This is a genomic window from Shinella sp., from assembly GCF_052438155.1.
Taxonomy (GTDB): Bacteria; Pseudomonadota; Alphaproteobacteria; order Rhizobiales; family Rhizobiaceae; genus Shinella.
Map to the genome: position 1 here is coordinate 304,847 of NZ_JBQVPI010000001.1, position 23,920 is coordinate 328,766.

Here is a 23,920-nt window from a genome sequence, read left to right on the forward strand (position 1 = left end):
GCTTCAGTCGAAGAGGCTCGAAACAGACTCTTCGGCGCTGGTGCGGTTGATCGCTTCGCCAAGCAGGTTGGCGGTCGAAATGACGCGGATATTGTGCGCCGACTGGACGGCCGTGGTCGGCTGGATCGAGTCCGTGATCACCAGTTCCTTGAGCTTGGAAGAGGTGACGCGCGCGACGGCGCCGCCGGACAGCACGCCGTGCGTGATATAGGCGGTGACGCTGGTCGCGCCGTTCTTGAGCAGCGCCTCGGCGGCGTTGCAGAGCGTGCCACCCGAATCGACGATGTCGTCGATCAGCAGACAGTCCTTGCCGGTGACGTCGCCGATGACATTCATGACTTCGGATTCGCCTGCGCGTTCGCGGCGCTTGTCGACGATCGCCAGCTGGCAATCGAGACGCTTGGCGAGTGCGCGGGCGCGCACCACGCCGCCAACGTCGGGCGAAACGACCATGACGTTTTCGAGATTGTAGTTTTCCTTCACGTCGCGGGCCAGGACCGGTATGGCGTAGAGGTTGTCCGTCGGAATATCGAAGAAGCCCTGGATCTGGCCGGCATGCAGGTCGAGCGTCATCACGCGATCAGCACCGGCTTCGGTGATCAGGTTGGCGACGAGCTTGGCCGAAATCGGCGTGCGCGGACCGGGCTTGCGGTCCTGGCGGGCATAACCGAAATAGGGGATCACGGCCGTGATGCGGCGCGCCGAGGAGCGGCGCATGGCATCGATCATGATCAGCATTTCCATCAGGTGGTCATTGGTCGGGAACGATGTCGACTGCACGACGAAAACGTCCTCGCCACGCACATTCTCCTGGATTTCAACGAAGATTTCCTGGTCTGCGAAGCGTCTGACCGTGGCACGGCCGAGCGGGACATTCAGATAATTGCAGATCGCTTCGGCCAGAAGCCGGTTCGAATTGCCCGCGAAAACCTTCATTTATGGTCCGCCTGTGGATTAAGCTGATGGGGGGCGTTTAAGCGGCTCAAACCGCGAATGCAAGGGTTTTGCCGCATCGGAAAAGCGAATCTTCGCATTTCGCTGTGATTTACCGTTTCAGCAGTCCCGGAGTGCCTAACAAAACCTCTCGGGATCGACCTGCCGGTGCTTTTCGCCTTTCGCGTCGTTGCCGACCCTTGTCGATGCCGGTAGCACTGCCTTTGGTCGGCTCCCAGCGGGCGGATGAAAATCTCCTGACAAGCCTTCGCCCGGAGGGTTTGTCCGGCACTTTTTAACCTGGCGCAGTGCCGCGCCAGTCGAGATATTGACGGATCGTCTTCTGGGCGATGCCTTCCATCGTGCGGGACGGCACGGCAGCCCACGGATCCGACGCGGTGCCCGAGACGGTTTCCTGTCCCTGGATGCGGTGCAGCCGCGCGCCGCTGCCGTCGAGTACGTCCCAGACATAGACGACGGTCGTCTTGCCGCCGTCGTTCAAGGCGGAGAAGTAGCCCTTCAGGATGTATTTGCTGGAACTGTCGGAGGCGCTGCGGATCTTCAGGCCGTTCGAGCGTGCTTCCGCGCCAAGGCGCTTGGAGAGCGGGGTCACGGCCTCGACCGGTGCACCGATGATCGGCAGGAAGCGGATCGTCTCGCCGGTCTCGTCAGCGGGCGAGACAGCCGCAACCTCTTCCGCGCCGGTCGACGTTTCCGCAGCGAGCGAGCGTTGCGCGGTGGTGCGGGCAAGCGCGGTGTCGGATTGCGTCGTGTTGCGGCCGGTATTGTTGCGGGCGAGCGCATCGGCCTGGCCCTCCAGTGAGCCCGCGGTGTCCGCACCCGTCGTGTTGCCGGCCTCGGCCGACGGCGTGAAGGCCGTTTTCTGGGTTGTCGAGGTAACCGGCGTCGTGGTGACGGACGTGGTTTGGGCGCTCATCTGGTCGAGGTCGTTCTGGGTGACGGGCGGCGAATTGAACCCGCCGCCACCGACGTCGACCTGTGGTGTCAGCGCGTCGGTGCTGTTGCAACCGGCAAGGGCGGCAATCAGGCCGATCACTGCCAGCCGCTTCATCAGCTCTTGCATCGTTCTCGTCCGTGTTTCTCGGAAGGCCTTTTGCCTCCTCCGTGCCCCGCAACGATTTATGGGTATCGGCCGAAGGCCTGTCAATTGCGGGATCTGGCAGGCCGGCGATCGCTCCATCACACCGCGATGAAATCGAGCCCGTAGCGTGACAGCGGCTTCGGCGTGTCGGTCGTCGTCAGATAGGTCTGTCCGAGCGTCATCGCGGTGCCGGTATCGGAATCGAAGATGATCGTATGCACGAAGAGTGACATGTTGGGCTCGATTTCCTGGGGATTGCCGAGGAGGAAGGTCTGCAGGTCCATCCAGGAGGGGGCGAAGCGGGCGCCGACCGAGTATCCGCAGGTGTTCAGCCGATGGCGGGCGAGGCCGCGCTCATCGATGATGCGGGCAAAGGTCTCGAAAACGGTGCCGAAGGTGTTGCCGGGGCGAAGCACCATTTCCATCGCCTGAATGGCCTCGCGGCAGGTGCTGTAGAGTTCGCGGTGGCGGGCAGTCGGCTCGCCGATGAGGGCGGTGCGCATCATCGGTGCGTGATAGCGGGCGCTGACGCCGGCCCATTCGATCGTCAGCTGGTCCTGGGCATCGAGCCGGCGTCGGCCGGATTTCGAGCGGCAGAGCAGGGCATCGACGCCCGAGCCGATGACAAATTCGTTGGCGGGATAGTCGCCGCCGCCGGCGAGCACGGCGCCCTGCAGGGCCGCGAGGATCGCTGCCTCGTCGCCACCCGGCACGATGAGCGGCAGGGCGGCGGCCAGCGCGTCGTCCGAGAGTACGGCCGCGCGCTCGACATAGGCGATCTCGGCGGGGCTCTTGATGAGGCGGAGCCGGCTGACGATGTTTGAAGCATCGACGATCTGGCCGAAACTCTGGAGCTGGTTGTCGAGCTGGCGTGCATTGCGGCCGGTCAGGCCGTGCGTATCGTATTCGATGCCGATGCGGCAGCCGAGCAGATCCATATCGGACAGCAGGTTTTTCAGATCCATCGTCGGGTCCGCATTCATGCGGTCGATCCAGATCTCGATTTTTCCGATATTGGAGGTGTGGCGCGCCTGGCGCAGGTCCGCCGACCGCGTCAAAAGCACCATGTTGCCATCTGCCTTGACGACCAGCGTCTGGAAGAAGCAATAGCCGAACGTGTCGTAGCCGGTCAGCCAGTACATGCTCTCCTGCGCGAAAAGCAGCATGGCGTCGATCTTTTCCTCCCGCATGCGGGAGGTCAGGCGCTGGAGCCGGTTGGCGTATTCCTCGGTATCGAAGTGAAGTGCCATTGTGGTGTCTCCGTCGTCTTCGTCTGTTTTGGGGCGTTACGCCCGTATCATGATCGCCGAGATCTGGCGGCCGTAGTCGGGTTCCTGACGGTGTGTCGTGCGCCGGTAGGAGAAGAAGCGGTCTTCGTCGGGATAGGTACAGATATCCAGGTTTTCCGCCGTCACCCCGGCATCGCTCAAGCGTTGCGTCGTCAGGCCCGGCAGGTCGAAAATCGCATGATCGACCTTTCCCGACGGCGTAAAATAACGCGCATAGGACTTGTCGACGTCAAGAAAACGCTCGACGAATTCCGGGCCGACCTCGTAGTTGCGCCGACTGATCGAGGGGCCGAGGCTGGCAAGGATGTTTTGCCGCTTGGCGCCGAGCTTTTCCATGGCGGCAATGGTGCTTTCCAGCACGCCGTAGAGCGCGCCCTTCCAGCCGGCATGGGCGGCACCGACGACGCGGGCGCCGGGATCGCAGAACAGGATCGGGCCGCAGTCTGCAGCCAGCACCCCGAGCACCATGCCGGGCGTGGCGCTGACCATCGCATCGGCCTCGGGCCGGGCACCGTCATAGCGGTCGTCAACCACTAGGACATCCGGCGAATGCACCTGATGGACCGTCGCAAGCCGCTCCGGCGTGACGGAGAACCAACGGGCGACGCGGGCGCGGTTCTCGATCACGTTTTCGCGTTCGTCCCGCGATCCGAGGCCGACATTGAGCCCGCGATAAATGCCATCAGACACGCCGCCGGTGCGCGTGAAGAAGCCGTGCTGCACAATCTTGCCGGCGCGGTCCGCCAGCAGCGGGCTTTCGATCGGGGAGGGAAGCGCGTTGTCCTTCATGGTCTCTCGGCTGGGCTTGGGGACAGGCCGTCAGGCCAAGGATTTCGGCTGGCATGCGGGGTACAAATCGGGCCGGATGTTGTCCGGCCTTGCCCCCCCTGTCAATCCGGGTGGCGGAAGGGAAAAAGTGAAAGCGATGCGCTGCCAACGGCCAAAACCTTGAAAAGATCGCCCATTTTGCCCGCACCGGAGCCGGCAAGCCGGGCGACGTCGTTCAGGATCGACTGCTGCGTCGCCTCGTCGCGGTGGCGGCCGAGCGCGGAGGCGCGTTCGCCGATGCCGAGGCCGACGAGGAAATCGCCCTGGTGCAGCATGCCGTGCACATGGAGGCCGGCGGCGGCGGCTGCGCCAGCAAGGCGCTCGAAATCGACATGGCTTGTCAGGTCTGCCTCGCCGGGATGGGCGAGCGGCGGGTCGAAGTCGTGTTTCAGCACCGCCTGGAGCGTATCGCCGAAACCGGTGACGAAGTGACCGTAGTCGATCGCCAAGGCCGTGCCGCCGAAGCGGGCGATGCGCTCGCCGATCGTCGCCATGACCGCTTCGCGGGCAGGGGCGATCTCGAAGATCGTGCCGTCGGGAACATTTTTGTGATGGTCCGGCAGCAGAGCCGGATCGAGGCCGGCGACACCGGCGGCGAAGGTCAGTTCGTCCTCGGCATCGAGGCCGACCATGCGCTCGCGGAAGCCGGACGGGGTCTTGATGAACTGGCGGATCGGGATGGCGTCGAAAAGCTCGTTGGCGGCAAGCAGCACGAAGCCGTCCGGCAGGTCCTCGAAACTGTCGTGCCAGGTGACGCGGGCGGCGTGCATACCGAGCGTCTCATGCTGGACGGCGCGCAGCTTCGGGCTCGTCTCGATCAGGTGGATCGTCGCGCTCTCGTAGAGTTGCGGCGCGAGCTTGACGATGACGCGCAGCATGTCGGCCATCATCGTGCCGCGGCCGGGGCCGATCTCGGCGATCCGCACCTCGGCCGGCCCGCCATGCTTCTGCCAAGCGTGTACGAGGAAGATGCCGAGCATTTCGCCGAAGAGCTGGCTCACCTCCGGTGCGGTGACAAAGTCGCCGGCGCGGCCGAAGGGGTCGCGGGTGCGATAATAGCCGTGTTCGGGATCGGCGAGGCAGAGCGCGAAATAGTCGGTGATGCTGATCGGACCGTTGATGCGGATCAGCGCCTTGATCTTGCGGGCGAGGGGTGTCGGCATGGGCTGCGTCCGCTCAGGCGCTGACTGGGCGAGCCGCACGGGCGCGAACAATCGCCCAGAGGCCAAGTGCCAGCATCGGCAGCGACAGCAGCATGCCCATGGTCAACCAGCCGCCGAGGAGATAACCGAGCTGCGGGTCGGGCTCGCGGAAGAATTCGACCGTGATGCGCGAGAGGGCATACCCTGCCACGAAGATGCCGGTGACGAGGCCGGGGCGTTTTAGCGCGCCGAAACGATAGATGGCAATCGCCAGGACGGCGAGCAGCACGATGCCCTCCAGACCTGCCTCGTAGAGTTGGCTCGGGTGGCGGGCGAAGGGGCCGGCTTCCGGGAAGATCACGGCCCAGGGCGCATCGGAAAGGCGGCCCCAGAGCTCGCCGTTGACGAAGTTGGCGATGCGGCCGAAGAACAGGCCGATCGGCACCACCGCGGCAACGATGTCGAACAGGCTCCAGATGGCAATGCCGTTGCGCCGGGCAAACAGGATCATGGCGAGCGTCGTGCCGGCAAGACCGCCATGGAAGGACATGCCGCCGTTCCAGACCTGGAGGGCACGCAGGGGATCGGCGGCGACGTTCGGAAAATCGTAGAACAGGATGTAACCGATACGGCCGCCCAGGATGATGCCGACGGCCGCCCAGACGAGGAAATCGTCAAGCTGCACGCGCGTTGCCGGTGCTTCGCCGGCCCAGAGCCGCGGCGTCTCGACCAGCCGGCGCGCATAGAACCAGCCCAGCATGATGCCCACGACATAGGCGATGCCGTACCAGTGGACAGCGACGGGGCCGATCGAAAAGGCGATCGGGTCGATCTCCGGATAGGGCATGATGGCGAAAAGCTGGGCGATGTTCGTCAAGGTTTTGATCTTCCTGTTTTGCGCGGAAGATGGCGACGCCTCGTGGCAGGGTCAAGGCGATAAATCGTGATGGAGAGTGCCGCAGCGGCTGCCAGGGGCGCCGATCCACCGGAATCCGCTTGCAAGCCGCGCCGTCAAACCCTACCTCAGTGCCAAGGCGCGGGATAGGAATGCCCGCAGGACCACCATCGACACCCGAGGAGGGCAGACCATGACCACCGGTGCGAACCGCATTCTCGACGACTTCGCCAAGCTGATGACCGATGCCGCCGGCGCCGCGCAGGGCGTGCGCAAGGAGGCCGAGACGGTGTTCCGCGCCCAGGCCGAGCGCTTCATCAACGGCATGGACCTCGTCAAGCGCGAGGAATTCGAAGCGGTGCGCGAAATGGCAGTCAAGGCGCGGGATGAAAACGACGCGCTTTTGAAGCGCATCGAGGTCCTCGAAGCCCGCCTCAACGCGAACGGCTGAGCCGTTTCAGCACAGGTTTTGACCATCCGGACTCGGTTGGCGTGATTCACATCGCGCCAACCGTTTTTTTTAATAAAATTTTTACCCCTGTGGACACTTCCGAAAAGCTGTTTTCGCAGAGTCCCTTACCCGCCCCACCTGAATCTTTTTCACAACCTCTGTCCACAACCGGGCGGAGAAAATGGCGGCTTAGGGGCTGGCGCCGTGACTCCGCCGTTATACACTGATTTTAAATGATGATTCGAGAATGGCAGCGCAAGCTTCGGACAGGGTAAGTCGTCCAGAGTGCTTGTAGTGCCGAGCAATCATTCAGTGTTGTATCCGGAGTTTGGTTTGCCGCGTCGTGTGTGTAGGCACGATAGCGCATGCCTTCCGGCCTAGAAGGTGATGCATGAGCCTTATGGAATTGGATATCGGACGTCAGTCCAACCCGGTCGATATGATCGAATTCGTCGCAGCCAACAATGACTGGACATTCGAGCGGTCGGGCGAAGACGAGATCGCGATGACCGTCGAAGGCAAGTGGGCGGACTACCACGTCTCCTTCTCCTGGATGGAAGAGTTCGAGGCGCTGCACCTTGCCTGCGCCTTCGACATCAAGGTCCCGGAAAGCCGGGTCACCGAAGTGCATTGCCTGCTGTCGCATGTAAACGGCCAGGTGCTCATGGGGCATTTCGACCTGTGGCGCCGCGAGGACGTGGTGATCTTCCGCCAGTCGCTGCTGCTTGCCGGCGGCGCGGAGCCCACGAACCGACAGGTCGAGGTGCTGCTCTCCAGCGCGCTTGAATCCTGTGAAGCGTATTTCCAGGCGTTCCAGTTCGTCGTCTGGTCCGGCATGGATGCCCAGTCCGCCGTCGACGCGGTGCTTTTCGAGACAGTCGGGGAGGCTTGAAGATGGCGGTTGCGGCTTCGGGTCCCATCGTTCTCATCGGCGCTGGAAATATGGGCGGCGCGATGCTGGCCGGCTGGCTGAAAAGCGGCATTTCCGGCACCTCGGTGATCGTGATCGATCCCGGCCCGCAACCCTCCATGGCCAAGCTGATCGCCGACAACGGCGCGCGTCATGAGACGTCTGCGCCTGAAGGCGTGAAGGCCGGCGTGATCTTCGTTGCCGTGAAGCCGCAGGTCATCGATCAGGTCCTGCCGCCGTTGAAGGGTCTCGTAGGGCCAGAGACGGTCATCGTCTCGGTCGCGGCCGGCAAGACGATCGCCAATCTCGAAAGTCATCTCGGCGAGGCCGCCACCGTGCGCGCCATGCCCAACACGCCGGCGATGATCGGTCGCGGTGTCACCGGCGCTTTCGCCAATGCGCGTGTTTCCGAAACGCAGCGCGATTTCGTGCATTCTTTGCTCAAGGTAAGCGGGCCCGTCGAATGGGTCGCGACCGAGGGCGATATTGACGCCGTCACGGCGGTCTCGGGCAGCGGCCCGGCTTATGTCTTTTATCTCGTCGAGTGCATGGCGGAGGCGGGTCGCAAAGCTGGCCTGCCGGCGGACCTCGCCATGCGTCTCGCACGGGAAACCGTCGCGGGGGCTGGTGAATTGCTTCACCAGTCCCCCGACGACGCCAGCCGTCTGCGCCAGAACGTGACCTCTCCCGGCGGCACCACTGCCGCGGCACTTGCCGTCCTCATGGCGGAGGATGGCATGCAGCCGCTCTTCGACAAGGCGATCGCCGCCGCCCGCACACGCGCCGAGGAACTGGCGGGCTGATAGCCTTCCAAGGAATATTCCATGACCGAGACCATTACCTACGCCGATTTCGAACGCGTCGATATTCGCGTCGGCACCATCATCGAAGCGCTGCCCTTCCCGGAAGCGCGCAAGCCGGCCTACAAGCTGACGATCGACTTCGGCCCCGAGATCGGCACCAAGAAGTCGTCGGCACAGATCACCGTACACTATACGCTGGAAGAGCTCGTCGGCCGCCAGGTGCTCGCCGTGGTCAACTTCCCGCCGCGCCAGATCGGCCCGGTGCGCTCCGAAGTGCTGACGCTCGGTTTCGAGGATGAAGCCGGTGCGATCGTTCTTGCCGGTGTTGATCACCCGGTGCCGAACGGCAAGAAGATGTGCTGATCCGGAAAGGTCAGTGAATATCGCGCGACACTGGCGGCCCTAGCCGGAAGTCGGTGAATTCAGCTTCGAAACCCTCACGCTGGGGCGAACAGGCCATCAGCCCGACGGACAGTTCCGAAAATTCCGGCGGGAAATAGGCGAGGCGGGCCACGCGCCATTCGGTCATGGCATCCGTCCGGTACTGGATGAAAAGCGAGTCGCCATTGCGGGTGACGCGCACGGAAATCAGGTCGAAATCGTGATCGATGCGGAAGGCGGACCAATCCGAATGGCCGCGCGTCACGACGACGCTGAAATGCTTCGCACCATCGGTGTATTCGATGCCACATTTCACCCAGCTTGTTTCGTCGTGGCGGATCATCAGGCCCGCTTGATCGTAGAGCGTTTCGTATTGCCCGCGAAACGTCGTTTCCAGCGTGAAATCACCGGTCCATTGCCGGTGCAGGAAATGGCCGCTGTCTGGCTGAAAGCCGTAATAGGTGCGCTGCCAGAAGTCGGTCTTGAGGCCCGTGCGGACATGCAGATGGCCATCACGAACCGAGGTCGCCGTTGGCGGGTTGAGCCAGGCCAGATCGTTGAAGGGCTCGTCGTTCATCGGCTTACCCCGTTCGATTATCAAGCTGGAATACGGATCGTCGCCCGCAGACCGCCCATCGGGCTGTCCGAGAGCGTGACATTGCCGCCATGGCTGCGTGCGATGTCGCGGGCAATCGCCAGACCAAGGCCGGTGCCCGACGCATCGAGATTGCGTGCTTCATCCAAGCGGAAGAACGGCTTGAAGACGTCGTCGCGCGAACGCTCGGGAATGCCCGGCCCATCGTCATCGACGGTGATCGTCAGCCATTTGGCGCGGTGGCGGGCCTCCACATGCACGGTCTTGGCGTAGCGCATGGCATTGGAGACCAGATTGCCGACGAGGCGGCTGAAGGCGGTCGGGCGCACCATGACCTCGTCCTCACCGTCGATGTCGCTGGAGAAGGCGCGGTCGTGCAGTTCCGCCTCGAGCGAAAACTTCTCGAACAGGTTCGAAAGCCGCAGCTCGCCGACATCTTCCTCTGCATCGCCGCGCGCGAAGGAGAGATACCCTTCGAGCATGGTCTGCATGTCCTCGACATCCTTGTTGAGGCCTTGCAGGTCCGGATTGTCGCCGGCAAGCGCCAGCTGCAGCTTGAAGCGGGTGAGGATGGTGCGCAGGTCATGACTGACACCGGTCAGCATGGCGGTGCGCTGCTCCATCTGGCGTTCTATGCGCTCGCGCATCAGGATGAAGGCGAGGCCGGCGCGGCGCACCTCATCGGCGCCGCGCGGCGCAAAGTCCTCGCGCATCTTCTGGCCCTTGCCAAAACTTTCCGCCGCTTGCGCCAGATGCAGGATCGGGCGGATCTGGCCGCGAAGGAACAGGATGGAGATGCCGATCAGCACGAGTGAGGTGCCGACCATCCAGAGCAGGAAGATATGCGTATTGGAGGCGTAGGCCTGGTTGCGCCGCGCGTAGACGCGGAGAATCTTGTTGTCGAGCAGGATGCGGATCTCGACGAGATTGCTTTCGCCGACCGTGTCGATCCAGAAGGGCCGGCGGATCTGCCGGACGATTTCTTCGCTGAGAATCTCATCGAGGATGTTGAAGAACGGCTTCGAACGCGGCGGTGGCAGTTCTGTGCCCGGCTCGATGGCGACGTTGAGCTCCAGCCGTTCGCGCGCGATGCGGGCGATCTCGGTATAGTTGGTGTCCTGCGGATAGGTTTCGATCAGGTCGATGATGGCGGCGATGTCGCGGGTTACGGCCATGGAAAGGCGCTGCGTGACGAGCTGCCAGTGGCGTTCCATGAAGACGAACGCCACGACCGACTGGAGAAGCACCATCGGGATGATGATGATGAGCAGCGAGCGCGCATAGAGACCTGTCGGCAGCTGCCGGCGTATCCAGCGGCCGAAACGCTTCCAGCCAAGGGCCGGCGCGCGCTCGATATCGCGTTTGAATGTTTCGAAGGTCGTCATCGCACCAGCATTTCTGCGTGGAAAGACGCGACGAACGTATCCTGGAATGGCTGTTGGCAGCACACGGTCAGACTTGCTCCACGCTCAATCGATAGCCGATGCCGCGCACGGTTTGCAGCCACACCGGATTGGAAGGGTCTTCTTCGATCTTACGCCTCAGACGGTTGATCTGCACGTCGATAGTACGTTCACCGACGTCCGTTTCTTCGCCGATGAGTTCATGGCGTGGAATCGTCTCGCCGGCACGCAGCGAAAAGAGCAGCATGATTTCCTGTTCGCGATCCGTCAGGCGGATGGTGTCGCCGCCTCGTTTCAGCTCCTTGCGCACGATGGAAAACGTGTAGGGGCCGAACATGACCTGCTCGATCTTGGGCGCGGAGGGTGCAGCATTGCGCTTCAGGATGTTGTTGATGCGCAGCACCAGTTCACGCGGCTCGAACGGCTTTGACAGATAATCGTCGGCGCCGGCCTCCAGGCCTTCGATGCGCGCCTTCGATTCGGCCAGTGCCGTCAGCATCAGGATCGGCACGGCGCGGATGTCGCGCAGGCTTTTCGTCAGCGACAGGCCGCTTTCGCCGGGCATCATCACGTCCATGATGATGAGGTCGAAATCGAGGCCCCGCAGCTTGCGTCGCGCCTCGTCGGCATCGGCGGCGACGGTCACGCGAAAACCCTGTTCCATCAGATAACGGTTCAGAAGTTCGCGGATACGGGTGTCGTCATCGACGACGAGAAGATGGGAAGCGTCGTCGGAGGGCGCGCCGGCAGCGGTCATCGTCTTGTCCTCCAGTCAGTCTGTCATTCGGTCTTGGCATTCTGCATGCCGGTGAGGAACTGGATCACCGCCCGGCGGTCATTGGCATTCAACTCCTCGAATGCACGGGCGATGCGGCGGGATTGCGGCTCGGCGAGCGCCAGTGCGAGTTCCCGCCCGGCTTTTGTCGGGTAGAGCTTGCGCTGGCGGCGATCCTCCGGCCCCGCCACCTGCTGGATATAGCCGGAATCGATGAGCTCCTTCAAGACGCGCGCCAGGCTCTGCTTGGTTATCTTCAGCGTGTCGAGGAGATCGGCGACCGTCATGCCGGGCTCGCGGTTGACGAAGTGCACGACGCGGTGATGGGCGCGGCCGAAGCCGCTCTTTTCCAGGATCGCGTCGGGATCGGAAATGAAGTCGCGATAGGCGAAGAACAGGCCCTCGATGATTTCGAAGTCGATGCGGCCGTCGCCCGTCATGGCGTCCGCGTGCAGCTCGCTTGCGCCGTTCTTGTCCGGCATCTGTCGGGCCACGTTGTCATTTCCTTTCATGCTGCGCCGTCCCCGCGTAATTTATAGCAAGATATGTCAGGTTTGTTGACATATTTTTCCGCCCTTGTTAGGGTCCCGCCGTAATTGCGGTCCCGGGCGCTGATATCCGGTATTTTCCCGATTCCCAATCTGGACTACCTTTTTGCTCAGGTAACCCGCCTGTTTCTGGTTAGACCGCAACAGACGAAACAATCAACAGAAAGAATGGCGTGTGAGCGCCGGAGGATGACACGATGGCAGTTCCCTTTGACCAAATGGACGGACAAATCTGGTTCAACGGAGAATTCGTCGACTGGAAGGATGCCAAGGTTCACGTGCTGACGCACGGCCTGCATTATGCGAGCGCCGTGTTCGAAGGCGAGCGCGCCTATGGTGGGCGCATCTTCAAGCTCACCGAACATAACCAGCGCCTGCATGCTTCGGCCGAAATCCTGGGCTTCAAGATTCCCTATTCCGTCGAAGAACTGGATGCCGCAACCATCGAGCTTTTGAAGCGCCAGGGCTTTTCCGAAGCTTACGGTCGCCCGATCGCCTGGCGCGGCTCGGAAATGATGGGCGTTTCGGCGCAGAACAACCGCATCAATGTCGCCATCGCCATCTGGCAGTGGGGCAGCTACTTCAATCCGGCCGAGAAGCTGAAGGGTATTCGCCTCGACATCGCCGAATACCGCCGTCCCGACCCGAAGACCGCGCCGTCGAAGTCGAAGGCCGCCGGCCTCTACATGATCTGCACGATCTCCAAGCATGCCGCCGAAGCCAAGGGCTATGCGGATGCTTTGATGCTCGACTATCGCGGCCAGGTGGCGGAAGCCACGGGCGCCAATGTGTTCTTCGTCAAGGACGGCGTCATCCACACGCCGGTGCCGGATTGCTTCCTCGACGGTATCACCCGCCGCACCGTGATCGAGCTGGCCAAGCGCCGCGGCTACCAGATCGTCGAACGGGTGATCATGCCGGAAGAGCTGTCTGATTTCTCCGAGTGCTTCCTGACGGGCTCTGCCGCTGAAGTGACGCCGGTTTCCGAAATCGGCCCGTACCGATTTACGCCGGGCACCATCTCGGAGACGCTGATGAACGACTACATGAAGGAAGTTTATCCGGTCGCGGCCGCTGCCGAATAAGCGGCCGGAAAGCGCCAACGGTTGAATAGGGCGGCCCGCGAGGGCCGCCTTTTTCGTTCAGGCAGACTTCTTGCCGAGAACGGCGCCGACGATTGCCGTCAGCACGCCGCCGCCGACGAGGCCGCCGATGCCGTTGGCGACGAGGCCCGAGAGGCCGGCTTCACCGCCCAGCATCTGCAAGAGAAAGCCGCCGCCGACACCGCCGATGGCGCCGGCAACGGTGCGGACGATCACGCTCACAGCGGCCTGTTTCAGGGCCGCTCCGGCGACGTTACCGCCAACCGCGCCCGCGATGAGCTGCGTGATGATGGGCATCAATGCTTCCATGACTTCCCCCTCCGAAAGGTCCGCCCGGAATAGAGAGTGGTCCGAGCAGGACACTTGCCTCGCTACCGGAGCGCGGTCTGAAGCCCGCGCGTCCGTTGCCGAAAAATTCGGCACCCGCAAGGTGCGGAGAAAATTGGGATAAGTCAATTTGCCCGTGTGCGCCGTACACCGGAGTTTTGAACGAAAAGAGGCGGCCGCTGAGCGACCGCCTCTTCCTTCCCCGCAGTGGCTTGGTTGCCGCGGTTGTTATTCTGCTGCGATGACGCCCCGGCGGATCTGGTCTTCCTCGATCGATTCGAAGAGTGCGCGGAAATTGCCCTCGCCAAAGCCTTCATCGCCCTTGCGCTGGATGAATTCGAAGAAGATCGGCCCGATCACGGTTTTCGAGAAGATCTGAAGCAGGATCTTCGTCATGCCGCCATCGACGACGCCTTCGCCATCGATCAGGATGCCATGCTTCTTCATGCGCTCGACCGGCTCTTCATGGCCGACGACGCGCAGATAGGAACGGTCGTAATAGGTGTCCGGCGGCCCCGGCATGAATTTCACGCCGTTGTCGGCAAGCCTGTCGGTCGCGTCGTAGATGCCGTCCGTGCCGACGGCGATGTGCTGGATGCCTTCGCCCTTGTACTTCTTCAGGTATTCGACGATCTGGCTCGTCTCGTCCTTCGATTCGTTCAGCGGAATGCGGATCTTGCCGCAGGCCGACGTGATGGCGCGCGAGACGAGGCCGGTGATGCGGCCGTCAATGTCGAAGAAGTGGATCTGCTTGAAGCCGAAGAGTTCGCGGTAGAAATCCCACCACTTGTCCATATTGCCGCGATAGACATTGTGGGTGAGGTGGTCGAGGTAATAGAAACCGACGCCCTGCGGCTTCGGATCGCGCGCACCCGTCCATTCGAACTCGGCCTCGTAGGCCGAGCCCTTGGCGCCGTACTTTTCGACGAAATAGAGCAGGGACCCACCGATGCCGACGATGGCGGGCACGTCGAGGGCCTTGTCGTCGCCGTGATAGGGCGTGGCGCCCTTGGAGAGGGCATGCTCGAAGGCATGTTTTGCATCGACCACGCGCCAGGCCATCGAGGCCGCGCACGGGCCGTGCACATCGGCGAATTTCATGGCATGCGAGCCGGGCTCGGCATTGATGACATAGTTGATATCGCCCTGGCGCCAGACGGAAATCGTCTTGGTGGGATGCGTGGCGACCTTGCTGTAGCCCATGCGGGCAAACAGCTCTTCCAGTTTCTCGGGCTCCGGATGGGCGAATTCAACGAACTCGAAGCCGTCAGTGCCAGCCGGGTTGTCTGCGGTGATCAGTGCCGGCGGGGCATCATGCGGGAAAGGGCCCATCGTTCGTCCTCCTCAAAAAACATCTGAGGCAAGTATGGCGCGTTTGCCATGCAATGTGCGTGCATAGTGGTTGCCTTTTGGCAATTCCATGCGATGTTCATGCGCAAATAGACTTTTTTGAGGGCAATTCATGCAGTTGGATGATTTCGATCGTAAACTCCTCGCGCATTTGCAGGAGGATGCCCGCCTGACGAACAACGAGCTGTCGGAGCGCATCCATCTTTCGCCCTCGCAATGTTCGCGCCGGCGTATCCGGCTGGAAGAGGAAGGCATCATCCGTGCCTATCGGGCGGAACTCGACAGGGAAAAACTCGGTCTCGGCATCGTCATCGTCGTGACGGTGACGCTCTCGACGCACAACCGCGACAATGCGGTGCGCTTCGCCAAGCTGATCTCCAGCCTGCCGGAAGTGCTGGAGGCCTACTCGCTGACGGGGGAGATGGACTACATCATCAAGGTCGTGGTGCCGAACCTCAAAGCCCTTTCCGCCTTCGTCAACGACGTGCTGCTGCCGCATGAATCGGTCTCGCATGTGAAGACGGCGATCGTGCTCGACACGTTGAAGGAGACGACAGCCCTGCCGCTCTGACCGGCTGTGGCGCTTCGGCAACAGCCTGTTCGCCTTGCCCTGTTCCCGGCGGAACATGCCGGACTTTGGTGTCGTTGTAGAAACGAGCCAAGCAAGCACCACAAGAGGCCACGTAGGTCGCGGCCTAAAACATCAGGGGACAGGACAATGCAGCCGAACTCCACCAGCCAGCAGAACCCGGTCGCCGCGCGCCTGCGCCCCGTGGTCTATCTTTATGCCGTGATCAACATCGCCGTCGTCGCGCTGCTCTTCTCCACCGTTTCGCCAACGCTTGCGACCGGCCCGGCGCAGGAGATGGCAAGCCTGCGTTAGTTCGCGCTTGGTCTTCGTTTGCTCTTGCGGCTATATCAGGCGCAAAGCGGCAACCGAGCGAGGACCCCATGGGCATGCTTCAGGCGGGCATCATTCCCGTCACCCCCTTCCAGCAGAACTGCACCATTCTCTTCGATACGGAGACTAAAGAGGGCGTGGTCGTCGACCCGGGCGGCGATGTCGAGGTGATCCTGCAGACGGTGAAGGACAATGGCATTACATTGAAGGCGATCTGGCTGACCCACGGCCATATTGACCATGCCGGCGGCGCCAAGGAACTGAAGGATGCGCTCGGGCTCGAGATCGTCGGCCCGCACAAGGACGACCTGTCGCTGCTCCAGCGGCTGGAGGCGCAGGCCTCGATGTTCGGCGTGCCGATGAAGGTGAGCAATGTCGTGCCGGACCGTTGGCTGGAAGACGGTGACAAGGTCTCCTTCGGCGATCATGAATTCGAGGTCTACCACACGCCCGGCCATGCGCCGGGCCATGTCATCTACTTCCACCGCAAGCAGGGTGTCGCCCATCTCGGTGACGTGCTCTTCCAGGGCTCGATCGGGCGCACGGACCTGCCGGGCGGTAACCATCAGCAACTGCTGGATTCGATCCGCGACAAGGTTTTCCCGCTGGGCGACGAGGTCGGTTTCCTCTGCGGCCACGGGCCGGGTGGCAAGATCGGCGAAGAGCGGCGCACCAACCCGTTCCTGCGCGGGCTTTAAACAACAAAAAGGCGGGCGCCACGCGGTGCCCGCCTTTTGATTTTGATCGGTTTGATCTCAGCCGGCGTTGCAGAAATGCTCGAGGCCGTCATAGCCGACGAAGGTGCCGGTACTGGGGTTGAACGAGCGGTAGCGCTGCGAGCAGTAGTCGTACCAGGCCCGGGTCCACGGCTCATAGCTCTCCACGACGACAGGACGGCGGTAGATCACGCGCGGCTCGGGCTCGGGATAATAATCCGGTTCCACATAGCGGCGTTCATCATAGCGTGGCTGGGAGGCAAGCGCCCCGCCGATGATGACGCCGGTGGCGAGACCGAGCGCGCCGCCGATGACAGCATCGCGGCCATTGTCCCGGTCGCGGTGATGGCGGCGCGGCTTGCGATACTGATAGTCGTCGCCTTCGCGCCAATAGCCGTCACGATTGCGATCGCGCGCTTCGGAAACGCCCGCAGTTGCGGTGAGCGTCGAGGCGGCGACGGCAAGGGACAACACGATTGTCTTGATGACTTTGTTCATGACGTCGTTCCTTTGGATCCGGCCCAACGCCGGTAGATGACGGGAACAAACTAGAAGAACAAGGCTGAACGGAGGCTGAACGAAAAAACCCGGCATCGCTGCCGGGCTCCAACTTGAAAATCCTGAAAGCGCCGGATCAACCGTCGATCTGCAGGTTAACCGCCTTCGGGCCTTTGCCGCGGCGATCGGGTTCCGTGTCGAAGCTTACCTTCTGGTTTTCGGAAAGGCCGTTCAGGCCGGAAGCCTGTACAGCAGAAATATGTACGAAGATGTCCGCACCACCGTTGTCGGGCTTGATGAAGCCAAAGCCTTTATCGGTGTTGAAGAATTTTACGATGCCAGTCTCGGCCATGCGTCAGGTCCTTTTCTCTCTGCCCGTATTGGCGGCGGGCAGCATACAGTTTTGCCCCGAGGGGCGTTAGGCAGGCAGTTCTCGAGGTTGAGGAAAGGGTCCCGTTTTTCACCGCAGCCAGCCAACCGCATGGACCAAAGGGCCATCCGGATATTGGCTGCCCGGAATTATTTCGCGTCTCCGGCGCGCTTTTATTTTAGGTCTTCCCGTGTTCGCAAATTGCCCGAACGGCGCAAGAGTGATGCGTTTATATTAAATTGGCAAGCAAAAGTTTTGGCACGACTTGGGTGTGCCTCACTTTGGTCAAAATCCGGGCGATTGCCAAAAAATCCCGCAGATTCTTTGGACCGGTCGCAGTTCTGGTATGATTTATATTGCGCTGCGGAAGACACGGCAGGAGCCCGAGGGGTATCATACTTCGGCAAGCGTGCCTTCACGCCGGCCGCGCAGCAACGCCGGCAAGAGTTCTACGGCAAGCATTGCAACGAAGATGATGGCGCGGCCGATATAGCCGGCGGGGCTGATCGTTTCACCGAGCAGGAATACGCCAAAAGCACCTTGCCGCCCTGCTAGTAGCTGCTTGCTTTTCAAGCAGGCCCGGGCTGGCGTCAGTCGGTCACGGTCGAGCGGGAGACGCGCAGCAGCGAACCGTTCGGGTCGTCGGTCAACAGCAGGAGCGCACCATCGGGTGCCACGACCACATCGCGGATGCGGCCAAGTTCGCCGTCGAACAACCGCTCCTCGGAAATGACGGCGCCGCTGTCATCCCGTTCCAGGCGGGCGACGAGCTGATATTTGAGGGCGCCGACGATGAGGTTGCCGTCCCATTCCGGGAACATCGCGCCGCGATAGACGGCGATGGCGCCGGGCGCGATGGACGGGTCCCAATAATAGAGTGGTGGTTCGTAGCCTTTAGCGGCGGAGCCGAGATCGAATTCCGCCCCGGAATAGTGCCGGCCGAAGGAGACGAGCGGCCAGCCATAGTTGCGGCCGGGTTGCGGATTGTTGATCTCGTCGCCGCCGCGAGCGCCGTGTTCGGTGGAAAGCAGCGTGCCGTCCTTGGAGTCGATGGTCAGGCCCTGCGGGTTGCGGTGTCCTTTCGACCAGATTTCCGCCAGCCCTTCGCTGGTGCCGAGGAAGGGATTGTCGGCATGCGGGCTGCCGTCCGGATTGATATGCAGGATGGCGCCGGCGTGATCGCGCGGATCCTGCGCGCGCTCGCCTTCGCCCCGGTCGCCGATGCCGAAGAACAGGCTGCCGTCCTTGGCGATGGCGATGCGTGAGCCGAAATGCTGGCCGCGCGGGGTGAGGCGGCTCATCAGGAAGATGCGCGTCGTGTCTTCGAGCTTCGTGCCGTCGATCGACAGCTTTGCCTTGGCGACCGCCGTGCCCGAGCCGCCGTCGCCGCGGGCGCTGTAGGTCAGGTAGAGCGTGCGGCTGGCGCTAAAGTCAGGTGCGAGCGCGATATCGAGCAGGCCGCCCTGGCCGGTCGTTGCGACCTCCGGCACGCCGCTGATCGGCGCCGAGATCTGGTGGCCACGCACCAGGCGAAGTGTGCCGCCTTTCTCCGAAACAAGATAGGCGCCGTCCGGCAAGGCTTCGACGGACCAGGGCTGGTTCAGACCGGTCGCCAGCGTCTCCACGACGAGTGCTGCTTTTTTGCTGGGGAATTCGCGGGTTTCGGCCTTGGCCGAAGCGGCTAAAAGCGTCGAGGCGAGAAAGAGGACCGCCGTTGCGCGCATCAGAGTGTTCTTCAAGCGCTGTTTTTCCTGCCGCATCGTCGTCTCCCGTCCACTGCCGTTAACTGGCCCAGAGCCGAACGGCTTTCAAGAGCGTCGCTGGCAGGGCGGCATCAATTTTGTGTGGAGCCGTGCGAAGAGCTGGTCTTCTCGATACCGGAGGTCTTGATCATGTCGATATTGATTGCAGGCGGCGACATGAGGCTGATGACCATGGCAACACAGCCGGCGAGGGCCGTCATGGCGATCAGGAACATGGCGCGAGACTCGCGCGCTTTTCGTTTGCTGCCGACCTTGTCGTCATCCCAGAACATCGTCATCCCCTGTCTTGCTCTTTTCCGTTTGTGAGACTGAAAAGGCCCGCCGAAGTCGGCGCGAGAAGGACCGAATTGCGGCGGGGGACGACTTTTATTGTGGCGAAAAGATGGCCGGTCAAAAAAGGCGAATTTTCAATGCCTTCCGGCGAATAGAGTGCGTCGTTGCGCCGTCCTTAAACGCCGCGCTTGCCGAACTGGCGAAGGGCGCGTGGTGCCCGGATTTCGACCGGCAGGAAGCTGGCTGTCCCGGCTGGTTCGGCGATGGTTCGCGCGACATCCTCCTCCAATTCCGGGAAGGTGAGATTGAAGCTCGTCGGCGCAAGTTCCGGGCGCGACAGAAGATAACCCTGCATCAACGGGCCACCCATGTCGTGGCACAGTGCGATCATTTCCGGCTCCTCGATACCGGCGACGATGGTGCGGATTTTCTTGTGGGCAAACTGACCGATGAGCACCCGCAGCAGGGCGAGACCGGCCGAATTTTCGGCGAACCCATGCAGCCACGCCGTATCGAACGTCACGAACTGCGGGGCCAGTCGTTCTAGGCGCTCGAGGTCGCGATCCTCGCCGGTGTACTCGTCGATAGCGATGGAAAAGCCACCTTCGTGCAGCCGTGCCGCAAAATGCGTCAGCACCTCTGGATCATCATAGGAGTGCTCGCGGATTTCGCAGGCAATGCGGTCCGTTGGCAGGCCGGCCTCGTGTGCGGCTAGACGCAGGCGCTCGACTTCCTGGCGGACGGCCTGGGGTGTCAGGTAGAGACCGGGGTGGAAGTTGACGATGAGGGAAACGTCGCGGCGGCCGAGCGTGCCTGCGTTCAGGATATGCAGGCTGCGGCAAAGTCCATCGACAGCGACGCGCTCGTCTTCCGGCACACTCTGGAAAAAATCCGTGGGGGAGCAGGGTGCGCCATGAGCGCTTGCGCGGATCAGGCCCTTCAGAACGGCGATCTGCAACCGGCCGTCTGGCCGCTCGGCAAAAATCGGCTGGAGAGCGGATTGCAGCAGATACGGTCCATAGACCGCGCTGAAGGCGCCGTCCGCCTGGCGAACGAGATTGGAAAAAATGCTTCTTTCGCTCATGCAGCGCACCATCCGCTGGAACGACACCGACGATGGCAAAATAGACCCGACCTGTTAACGCCGGCTTAATCCTTCGCGTAAAAATCTCAGCGGTTTTGTGTTTGCTCAACTTTATCGTGCATCCTATTCGGTGCGTCGCCGCGATCCATTCGCATCGTTGATGTCGTTGATGAAATTTAGCGCCCGCGCCCGGCTTTTCCGCTTTTTTCACCCTTCGCGCTTGCAAGACCGGCGCACATTCGACATAGACCTAACCGCTATGGAGCCCGGCGCTCCGGGTCCATGGCGTCAAGCCGTCTTTGAACCCGATGAGGACATCTCCATCATGGCCTTTCTTGCCGACGCTCTTTCCCGTGTGAAGCCTTCCGCCACCATCGCCGTTTCCCAGAAGGCGCGCGAGCTGAAAGCGAAAGGCCGTGATATTATCGGGCTGGGCGCGGGCGAGCCGGACTTCGACACGCCGGACAATATCAAGCAGGCGGCGATCGACGCGATCAACCGCGGCGAGACGAAGTACACGCCGGTCTCCGGCATTCCGGAACTGCGCGAGGCGATCGTCAAGAAATTCAAGCGCGAGAACGATCTCGACTACACCGCGGCTCAGACGATCGTCGGCACCGGTGGAAAGCAGATTCTTTTCAACGCCTTCATGGCGACGATGAACGCGGGCGACGAAGTCGTTATCCCGACGCCTTACTGGGTGTCCTACCCGGAAATGGTGGCGCTGTGCGGCGGCACGCCGGTGTTCGTCGCCACCACGCAGGAAAACAAGTTCAAGCTGAAGGCCGAAGACCTGGAAAAGGCGATCACGCCGAAGACCAAGTGGTTCATCTTCAACTCGCCGTCCAACCCGTCGGGCGCTGCCTACAGCCATGACGAGTTGAAGGCGCTGACCGACGTCCTGATGCGCCATCCGCATGTCTGGGTGCTGACCGACGACATGTACGAGCACCTGACCTATGGCGACTTCAAGTTTGCCACCCCGGTCGAAGTCGAGCCCGGCCTCTACGACCGCACGCTGACGATGAACGGCGTCTCCAAGGCCTATGCCATGACCGGCTGGCGTATCGGCTATGCGGCCGGCCCGCTTAACCTCATCAAGGCGATGGACATGATCCAGGGCCAGCAGACGTCCGGCGCCTGCTCGATTGCCCAGTGGGCGGCCGTCGAGGCACTGAATGGCACGCAGGACTTCATTCCGGAAAACAAGAAGATCTTCGAAGGCCGCCGCGACCTCATCGTCTCCATGCTGAACCAGGCCAAGGGCATCGAGTGCCCGTCGCCGGAAGGTGCTTTCTACGTCTATCCGTCCTGCAAGGGCCTGATCGGCAAGACCGCACCGTCGGGCAAGGTCATCGAGACGGACGAGGATTTCGTGTCGGAACTGCTGGAATCGGAAGGTGTTGCCGTCGTGCACGGTTCGGCCTTCGGCCTCGGCCCGAACTTCCGCATCTCCTACGCCACTTCGGAAGCCCAGCTGGAAGAAGCCGGCAAGCGCATCCAGCGCTTCTGCGCGGCCTGCAAGTAAACGGGTTCTTATCCCTTGATTACAAAACCCGCCGGTGACGGCGGGTTTTTTGTTTCGGCCCCGTGAAATTTCCGCTGTCGGTGCCGATATAGTGGACGAGACAATGAATACCGGAGCAGGACCATGAAAACCAAGTCACTCCTCATTTCCGCCCTGGCGGCCCTTGCCACCGCAACGTCCGCTTTTGCCGCGGATGGCGATGGATATGCCGAGCGCAGCGGCGCTGCCCCGCGCGGCAGCATCGTGGTCAGCGATAGCCCGCGCTACATGTCCTTCTACGACTACTTCTTCAACAATCCCGTGAAGTCCCGCACGACACGCTTCGATCCGGGTGAGTACTACAAGGGCGTGACCCGGGTGTATGACCGTCCCTGACGCAGGGCGCCGCAAAAGCGTGCTGCTGTTTGCGCGACGTCAAAGCCCGATCAGGGTCAGCATGATGAAGGTGGCGAAGAGGATGAAGTGCGTCATGCCTTCGATCGCGTTCGTTTCGCCGTCATTGAGATTGATCGCGGCGACGATCAGCGTGATCGCGACCATCACCGTCTGGGCGGGCGACATGGCCATGATGAACGGTTGGCCGGTATAGAGCGCGATCGCCTCCATGACGGGTACGGTCAGGATGACCGTCGAGAGCGAAGCGCCCATGGCGATGTTGACGACGGACTGCATGCGGTTGGCCAGCGCCGCCCGCATCGCCGTCAGGATTTCCGGTGCTGCGGAAATCGCTGCCACCACCACGGCCATCAGCGCTGGCGGAGCGCCGGAGCCCTTGAGGCCGGCGCCTAGCAGCACTGACATGACTTCCGCCAAAGCGCCGATCAGCACCACGCCGACGATGATGACGGCGATGGACAGGCTGGCCGGTTCGTTTTCGTCCGGTGCCTCGCTCGGCAGGCTCCCCTTCCGTTCGGCGCGGGGATAGGCGTAGCTGAAGAAATAGCTGTGCGCGCCCACCTGCATGCGCAGGAACAGGGCATAGAGCGCAATCATCGCGCCGATAGTGAAGGCGGAATAGACGTGCCAGCTCTCGCGTGGCACGAATTCCGGCACGACCATGGAAATGCCCATGGCCGTCAGGATCATCACGCCATAGGTCCTCGCCGAATCGTCGTTATAGGGCTGCTCGCCGTGGCGGATGCCACCGAGCAGGGCGGCGAGGCCGAGGATGCCGTTGATATCCAGCATCACGGCGGCATAGATCGTGTCGCGCACCAGCGTCGGTGAGGTCTCGCCCTGCATCATGATCGCCAGCACGACGACTTCCACCAGAACAGCGGCAAGCGTCAGGATCATCGTGCCATAGGGATCGCCGACCTTGGAGGCGAGGATTTCCGCATGATGGGCAATACGGGTAGAGACAAGGATGATCGCGGCGACCAGCGCGAAGGCCGCAACGAGCAACGGCAATCGGCCCATCTCGAGCAAACTGTGTTCCGTCGCGTAGGCGACGATCGCCGCTGCAAGGCCGACGAACAGCAAACGTTCCTTCAGCAGGCTGGAGAGCATGGGCGGCGGGCTCCTCGGCAGATGTCTACATGTAGATGTAGCCGAGCCCTGCAAAAAGGAAACGCCCACGGCGGAGGAAACCGTGGGCGCTTGGCGGCAACGTGGCCCTAGGGGCCTGGTCGCCTTATAGAGGCGGGAAATGTAGGCGAAGCCGGGGCTTCATTTCCGCTCTGTCTTTCTCAATCGTGGACTACCGCCGCCATGCAGGTGGGAGTGGGGATAGTCGAGAATCCAGGTCTCGCCTGTTGCTTCGTCCCTGAACTCTGTTTCCCACGTCTCGGCGTTCGTCCCGGTCTTAATCAACCTTTGAATTCTCGAAAGCGCCTCTTCGCCATTGTACTCATTCACGACGGCCACCCTTTCTCGATTCATTCCCGCTTTCGTCGGCAGTCGAGGAAGCCTCGACTGCCCACGCGGAGGTGATACGGCGACGGTTTGCCGGG

30 protein-coding genes are annotated in these 23,920 nt (G+C 62.0%); 10 read left to right on the plus strand and 20 right to left on the minus strand.

Annotated features, from left to right (window positions below; translation table 11 throughout):
• Positions 1-3 precede the first annotated feature (3 nt).
• The 6 genes from ACT6VE_RS01420 to lgt all read right to left on the minus strand — a co-directional run bounded on the left by ACT6VE_RS01420 (position 4) and on the right by lgt (position 6,141).
• Positions 4-936: a ribose-phosphate pyrophosphokinase gene (locus tag ACT6VE_RS01420; protein WP_444796840.1), complete on the minus strand. Its 933-nt coding sequence runs from the start codon at positions 934-936 to the stop codon at positions 4-6.
• Between the two features lie 292 nt (positions 937-1,228).
• Positions 1,229-2,017 (minus strand): hypothetical protein, encoded by a 789-nt coding sequence (locus ACT6VE_RS01425; protein WP_444796841.1) that lies wholly within the window; start codon positions 2,015-2,017, stop codon positions 1,229-1,231.
• Between the two features lie 116 nt (positions 2,018-2,133).
• The gene (locus tag ACT6VE_RS01430) at positions 2,134-3,285 is read right to left on the minus strand and encodes a M24 family metallopeptidase (protein ID WP_444796842.1); all 1,152 of its coding nucleotides are present in this window, start codon (positions 3,283-3,285) and stop codon (positions 2,134-2,136) included.
• A 36-nt stretch (positions 3,286-3,321) separates the two neighbouring features.
• The gene (gene pgeF, locus ACT6VE_RS01435; RefSeq protein WP_444796843.1) at positions 3,322-4,113 is read right to left on the minus strand and encodes a peptidoglycan editing factor PgeF; all 792 of its coding nucleotides are present in this window, start codon (positions 4,111-4,113) and stop codon (positions 3,322-3,324) included.
• 101 nt (positions 4,114-4,214) lie between these two features.
• The gene (locus ACT6VE_RS01440) at positions 4,215-5,315 is read right to left on the minus strand and encodes a class I SAM-dependent methyltransferase (protein ID WP_444796844.1); all 1,101 of its coding nucleotides are present in this window, start codon (positions 5,313-5,315) and stop codon (positions 4,215-4,217) included.
• Between the two features lie 13 nt (positions 5,316-5,328).
• Positions 5,329-6,141: a prolipoprotein diacylglyceryl transferase gene (lgt, locus tag ACT6VE_RS01445; protein WP_069061312.1), complete on the minus strand. Its 813-nt coding sequence runs from the start codon at positions 6,139-6,141 to the stop codon at positions 5,329-5,331.
• A gap of 241 nt (positions 6,142-6,382) precedes the next feature.
• Here lgt and ACT6VE_RS01450 point away from each other — a divergent pair, with 241 nt between their 5' ends.
• The 4 genes from ACT6VE_RS01450 to ACT6VE_RS01465 all read left to right on the plus strand — a co-directional run bounded on the left by ACT6VE_RS01450 (position 6,383) and on the right by ACT6VE_RS01465 (position 8,716).
• On the plus strand, positions 6,383-6,640 hold the full coding sequence (locus ACT6VE_RS01450; protein ID WP_444796845.1) for an accessory factor UbiK family protein: 258 nt from the start codon (positions 6,383-6,385) through the stop codon (positions 6,638-6,640).
• A gap of 391 nt (positions 6,641-7,031) precedes the next feature.
• Positions 7,032-7,532, plus strand: coding sequence for a YbjN domain-containing protein (locus tag ACT6VE_RS01455; protein ID WP_069058093.1), 501 nt, complete (start codon positions 7,032-7,034; stop codon positions 7,530-7,532).
• 2 nt (positions 7,533-7,534) lie between these two features.
• The gene (proC, locus tag ACT6VE_RS01460; protein ID WP_444796846.1) at positions 7,535-8,353 is read left to right on the plus strand and encodes a pyrroline-5-carboxylate reductase; all 819 of its coding nucleotides are present in this window, start codon (positions 7,535-7,537) and stop codon (positions 8,351-8,353) included.
• Between the two features lie 21 nt (positions 8,354-8,374).
• Entirely contained in the window at positions 8,375-8,716 is a 342-nt protein-coding gene (locus ACT6VE_RS01465; protein WP_444796847.1) for a tRNA-binding protein, read from the plus strand.
• Between the two features lie 10 nt (positions 8,717-8,726).
• Here the strand turns inward: ACT6VE_RS01465 and ACT6VE_RS01470 are convergent, their stop codons facing one another.
• The 4 genes from ACT6VE_RS01470 to ACT6VE_RS01485 all read right to left on the minus strand — a co-directional run bounded on the left by ACT6VE_RS01470 (position 8,727) and on the right by ACT6VE_RS01485 (position 12,001).
• Positions 8,727-9,311 carry a DUF1349 domain-containing protein gene (locus ACT6VE_RS01470; protein WP_444796848.1) on the minus strand — a complete coding sequence of 195 codons (585 nt, stop codon included), beginning with the start codon at positions 9,309-9,311 and terminating at the stop codon, positions 8,727-8,729.
• Between the two features lie 20 nt (positions 9,312-9,331).
• A complete protein-coding gene (locus ACT6VE_RS01475) occupies positions 9,332-10,714 on the minus strand; it encodes an ATP-binding protein (protein WP_444796849.1) in 1,383 nt (460 codons plus the stop codon).
• A gap of 67 nt (positions 10,715-10,781) precedes the next feature.
• Positions 10,782-11,489 (minus strand): response regulator, encoded by a 708-nt coding sequence (locus ACT6VE_RS01480; RefSeq protein ID WP_444796850.1) that lies wholly within the window; start codon positions 11,487-11,489, stop codon positions 10,782-10,784.
• Between the two features lie 23 nt (positions 11,490-11,512).
• On the minus strand, positions 11,513-12,001 hold the full coding sequence (locus ACT6VE_RS01485; protein ID WP_444796851.1) for a MarR family winged helix-turn-helix transcriptional regulator: 489 nt from the start codon (positions 11,999-12,001) through the stop codon (positions 11,513-11,515).
• 251 nt (positions 12,002-12,252) lie between these two features.
• Here ACT6VE_RS01485 and ACT6VE_RS01490 point away from each other — a divergent pair, with 251 nt between their 5' ends.
• Positions 12,253-13,140 carry a branched-chain amino acid aminotransferase gene (locus ACT6VE_RS01490; protein WP_444796852.1) on the plus strand — a complete coding sequence of 296 codons (888 nt, stop codon included), beginning with the start codon at positions 12,253-12,255 and terminating at the stop codon, positions 13,138-13,140.
• Positions 13,141-13,197: 57 nt separating this feature from the next.
• On the opposite strand, the gene ACT6VE_RS01495 is transcribed toward ACT6VE_RS01490, so the two are convergent.
• Both ACT6VE_RS01495 and hppD read right to left on the minus strand, forming a co-directional pair.
• Positions 13,198-13,467, minus strand: coding sequence for a hypothetical protein (locus tag ACT6VE_RS01495; protein ID WP_444796853.1), 270 nt, complete (start codon positions 13,465-13,467; stop codon positions 13,198-13,200).
• A gap of 246 nt (positions 13,468-13,713) precedes the next feature.
• The gene (gene hppD, locus ACT6VE_RS01500; RefSeq protein ID WP_444796854.1) at positions 13,714-14,817 is read right to left on the minus strand and encodes a 4-hydroxyphenylpyruvate dioxygenase; all 1,104 of its coding nucleotides are present in this window, start codon (positions 14,815-14,817) and stop codon (positions 13,714-13,716) included.
• 130 nt (positions 14,818-14,947) lie between these two features.
• On the opposite strand from hppD, the gene ACT6VE_RS01505 reads away from it, so the two are divergent.
• The 3 genes from ACT6VE_RS01505 (at position 14,948) to ACT6VE_RS01515 (ending at position 16,434) form a co-directional block, all read left to right on the plus strand.
• Positions 14,948-15,406 carry an Lrp/AsnC family transcriptional regulator gene (locus tag ACT6VE_RS01505; RefSeq protein ID WP_444796855.1) on the plus strand — a complete coding sequence of 153 codons (459 nt, stop codon included), beginning with the start codon at positions 14,948-14,950 and terminating at the stop codon, positions 15,404-15,406.
• 147 nt (positions 15,407-15,553) lie between these two features.
• Positions 15,554-15,718 (plus strand): hypothetical protein, encoded by a 165-nt coding sequence (locus ACT6VE_RS01510; RefSeq protein WP_444796856.1) that lies wholly within the window; start codon positions 15,554-15,556, stop codon positions 15,716-15,718.
• Between the two features lie 74 nt (positions 15,719-15,792).
• On the plus strand, positions 15,793-16,434 hold the full coding sequence (locus ACT6VE_RS01515) for an MBL fold metallo-hydrolase (protein ID WP_444797431.1): 642 nt from the start codon (positions 15,793-15,795) through the stop codon (positions 16,432-16,434).
• A gap of 57 nt (positions 16,435-16,491) precedes the next feature.
• On the opposite strand, the gene ACT6VE_RS01520 is transcribed toward ACT6VE_RS01515, so the two are convergent.
• The 6 genes from ACT6VE_RS01520 to ACT6VE_RS01545 form a co-directional block, all read right to left on the minus strand.
• Complete coding sequence (locus ACT6VE_RS01520) at positions 16,492-16,950, minus strand: BA14K family protein (RefSeq protein ID WP_444796857.1); 459 nt, start codon at positions 16,948-16,950, stop codon at positions 16,492-16,494.
• A 136-nt stretch (positions 16,951-17,086) separates the two neighbouring features.
• On the minus strand, positions 17,087-17,302 hold the full coding sequence (locus ACT6VE_RS01525) for a cold-shock protein (protein WP_444796858.1): 216 nt from the start codon (positions 17,300-17,302) through the stop codon (positions 17,087-17,089).
• A 411-nt stretch (positions 17,303-17,713) separates the two neighbouring features.
• The gene (locus ACT6VE_RS01530) at positions 17,714-17,893 is read right to left on the minus strand and encodes a hypothetical protein (protein ID WP_444796859.1); all 180 of its coding nucleotides are present in this window, start codon (positions 17,891-17,893) and stop codon (positions 17,714-17,716) included.
• A gap of 17 nt (positions 17,894-17,910) precedes the next feature.
• On the minus strand, positions 17,911-19,080 hold the full coding sequence (locus ACT6VE_RS01535; RefSeq protein ID WP_444796860.1) for a PQQ-dependent sugar dehydrogenase: 1,170 nt from the start codon (positions 19,078-19,080) through the stop codon (positions 17,911-17,913).
• 74 nt (positions 19,081-19,154) lie between these two features.
• Complete coding sequence (locus ACT6VE_RS01540) at positions 19,155-19,355, minus strand: hypothetical protein (RefSeq protein WP_444796861.1); 201 nt, start codon at positions 19,353-19,355, stop codon at positions 19,155-19,157.
• Positions 19,356-19,531: 176 nt separating this feature from the next.
• Entirely contained in the window at positions 19,532-20,440 is a 909-nt protein-coding gene (locus ACT6VE_RS01545) for an EAL domain-containing protein (RefSeq protein ID WP_444796862.1), read from the minus strand.
• Between the two features lie 325 nt (positions 20,441-20,765).
• Here ACT6VE_RS01545 and ACT6VE_RS01550 point away from each other — a divergent pair, with 325 nt between their 5' ends.
• Together ACT6VE_RS01550 and ACT6VE_RS01555 are read left to right on the plus strand one after the other, a co-directional pair.
• Positions 20,766-21,968, plus strand: coding sequence for a pyridoxal phosphate-dependent aminotransferase (locus ACT6VE_RS01550; RefSeq protein ID WP_444796863.1), 1,203 nt, complete (start codon positions 20,766-20,768; stop codon positions 21,966-21,968).
• Positions 21,969-22,091: 123 nt separating this feature from the next.
• Entirely contained in the window at positions 22,092-22,343 is a 252-nt protein-coding gene (locus ACT6VE_RS01555; protein WP_444796864.1) for a hypothetical protein, read from the plus strand.
• A 39-nt stretch (positions 22,344-22,382) separates the two neighbouring features.
• Here the strand turns inward: ACT6VE_RS01555 and ACT6VE_RS01560 are convergent, their stop codons facing one another.
• Both ACT6VE_RS01560 and ACT6VE_RS01565 read right to left on the minus strand, forming a co-directional pair.
• Positions 22,383-23,477 carry a calcium:proton antiporter gene (locus tag ACT6VE_RS01560; protein ID WP_444796865.1) on the minus strand — a complete coding sequence of 365 codons (1,095 nt, stop codon included), beginning with the start codon at positions 23,475-23,477 and terminating at the stop codon, positions 22,383-22,385.
• Positions 23,478-23,636: 159 nt separating this feature from the next.
• On the minus strand, positions 23,637-23,920 hold a 284-nt coding region (locus ACT6VE_RS01565; RefSeq protein ID WP_444796866.1), incomplete at its 5' end, for an Imm27 family immunity protein.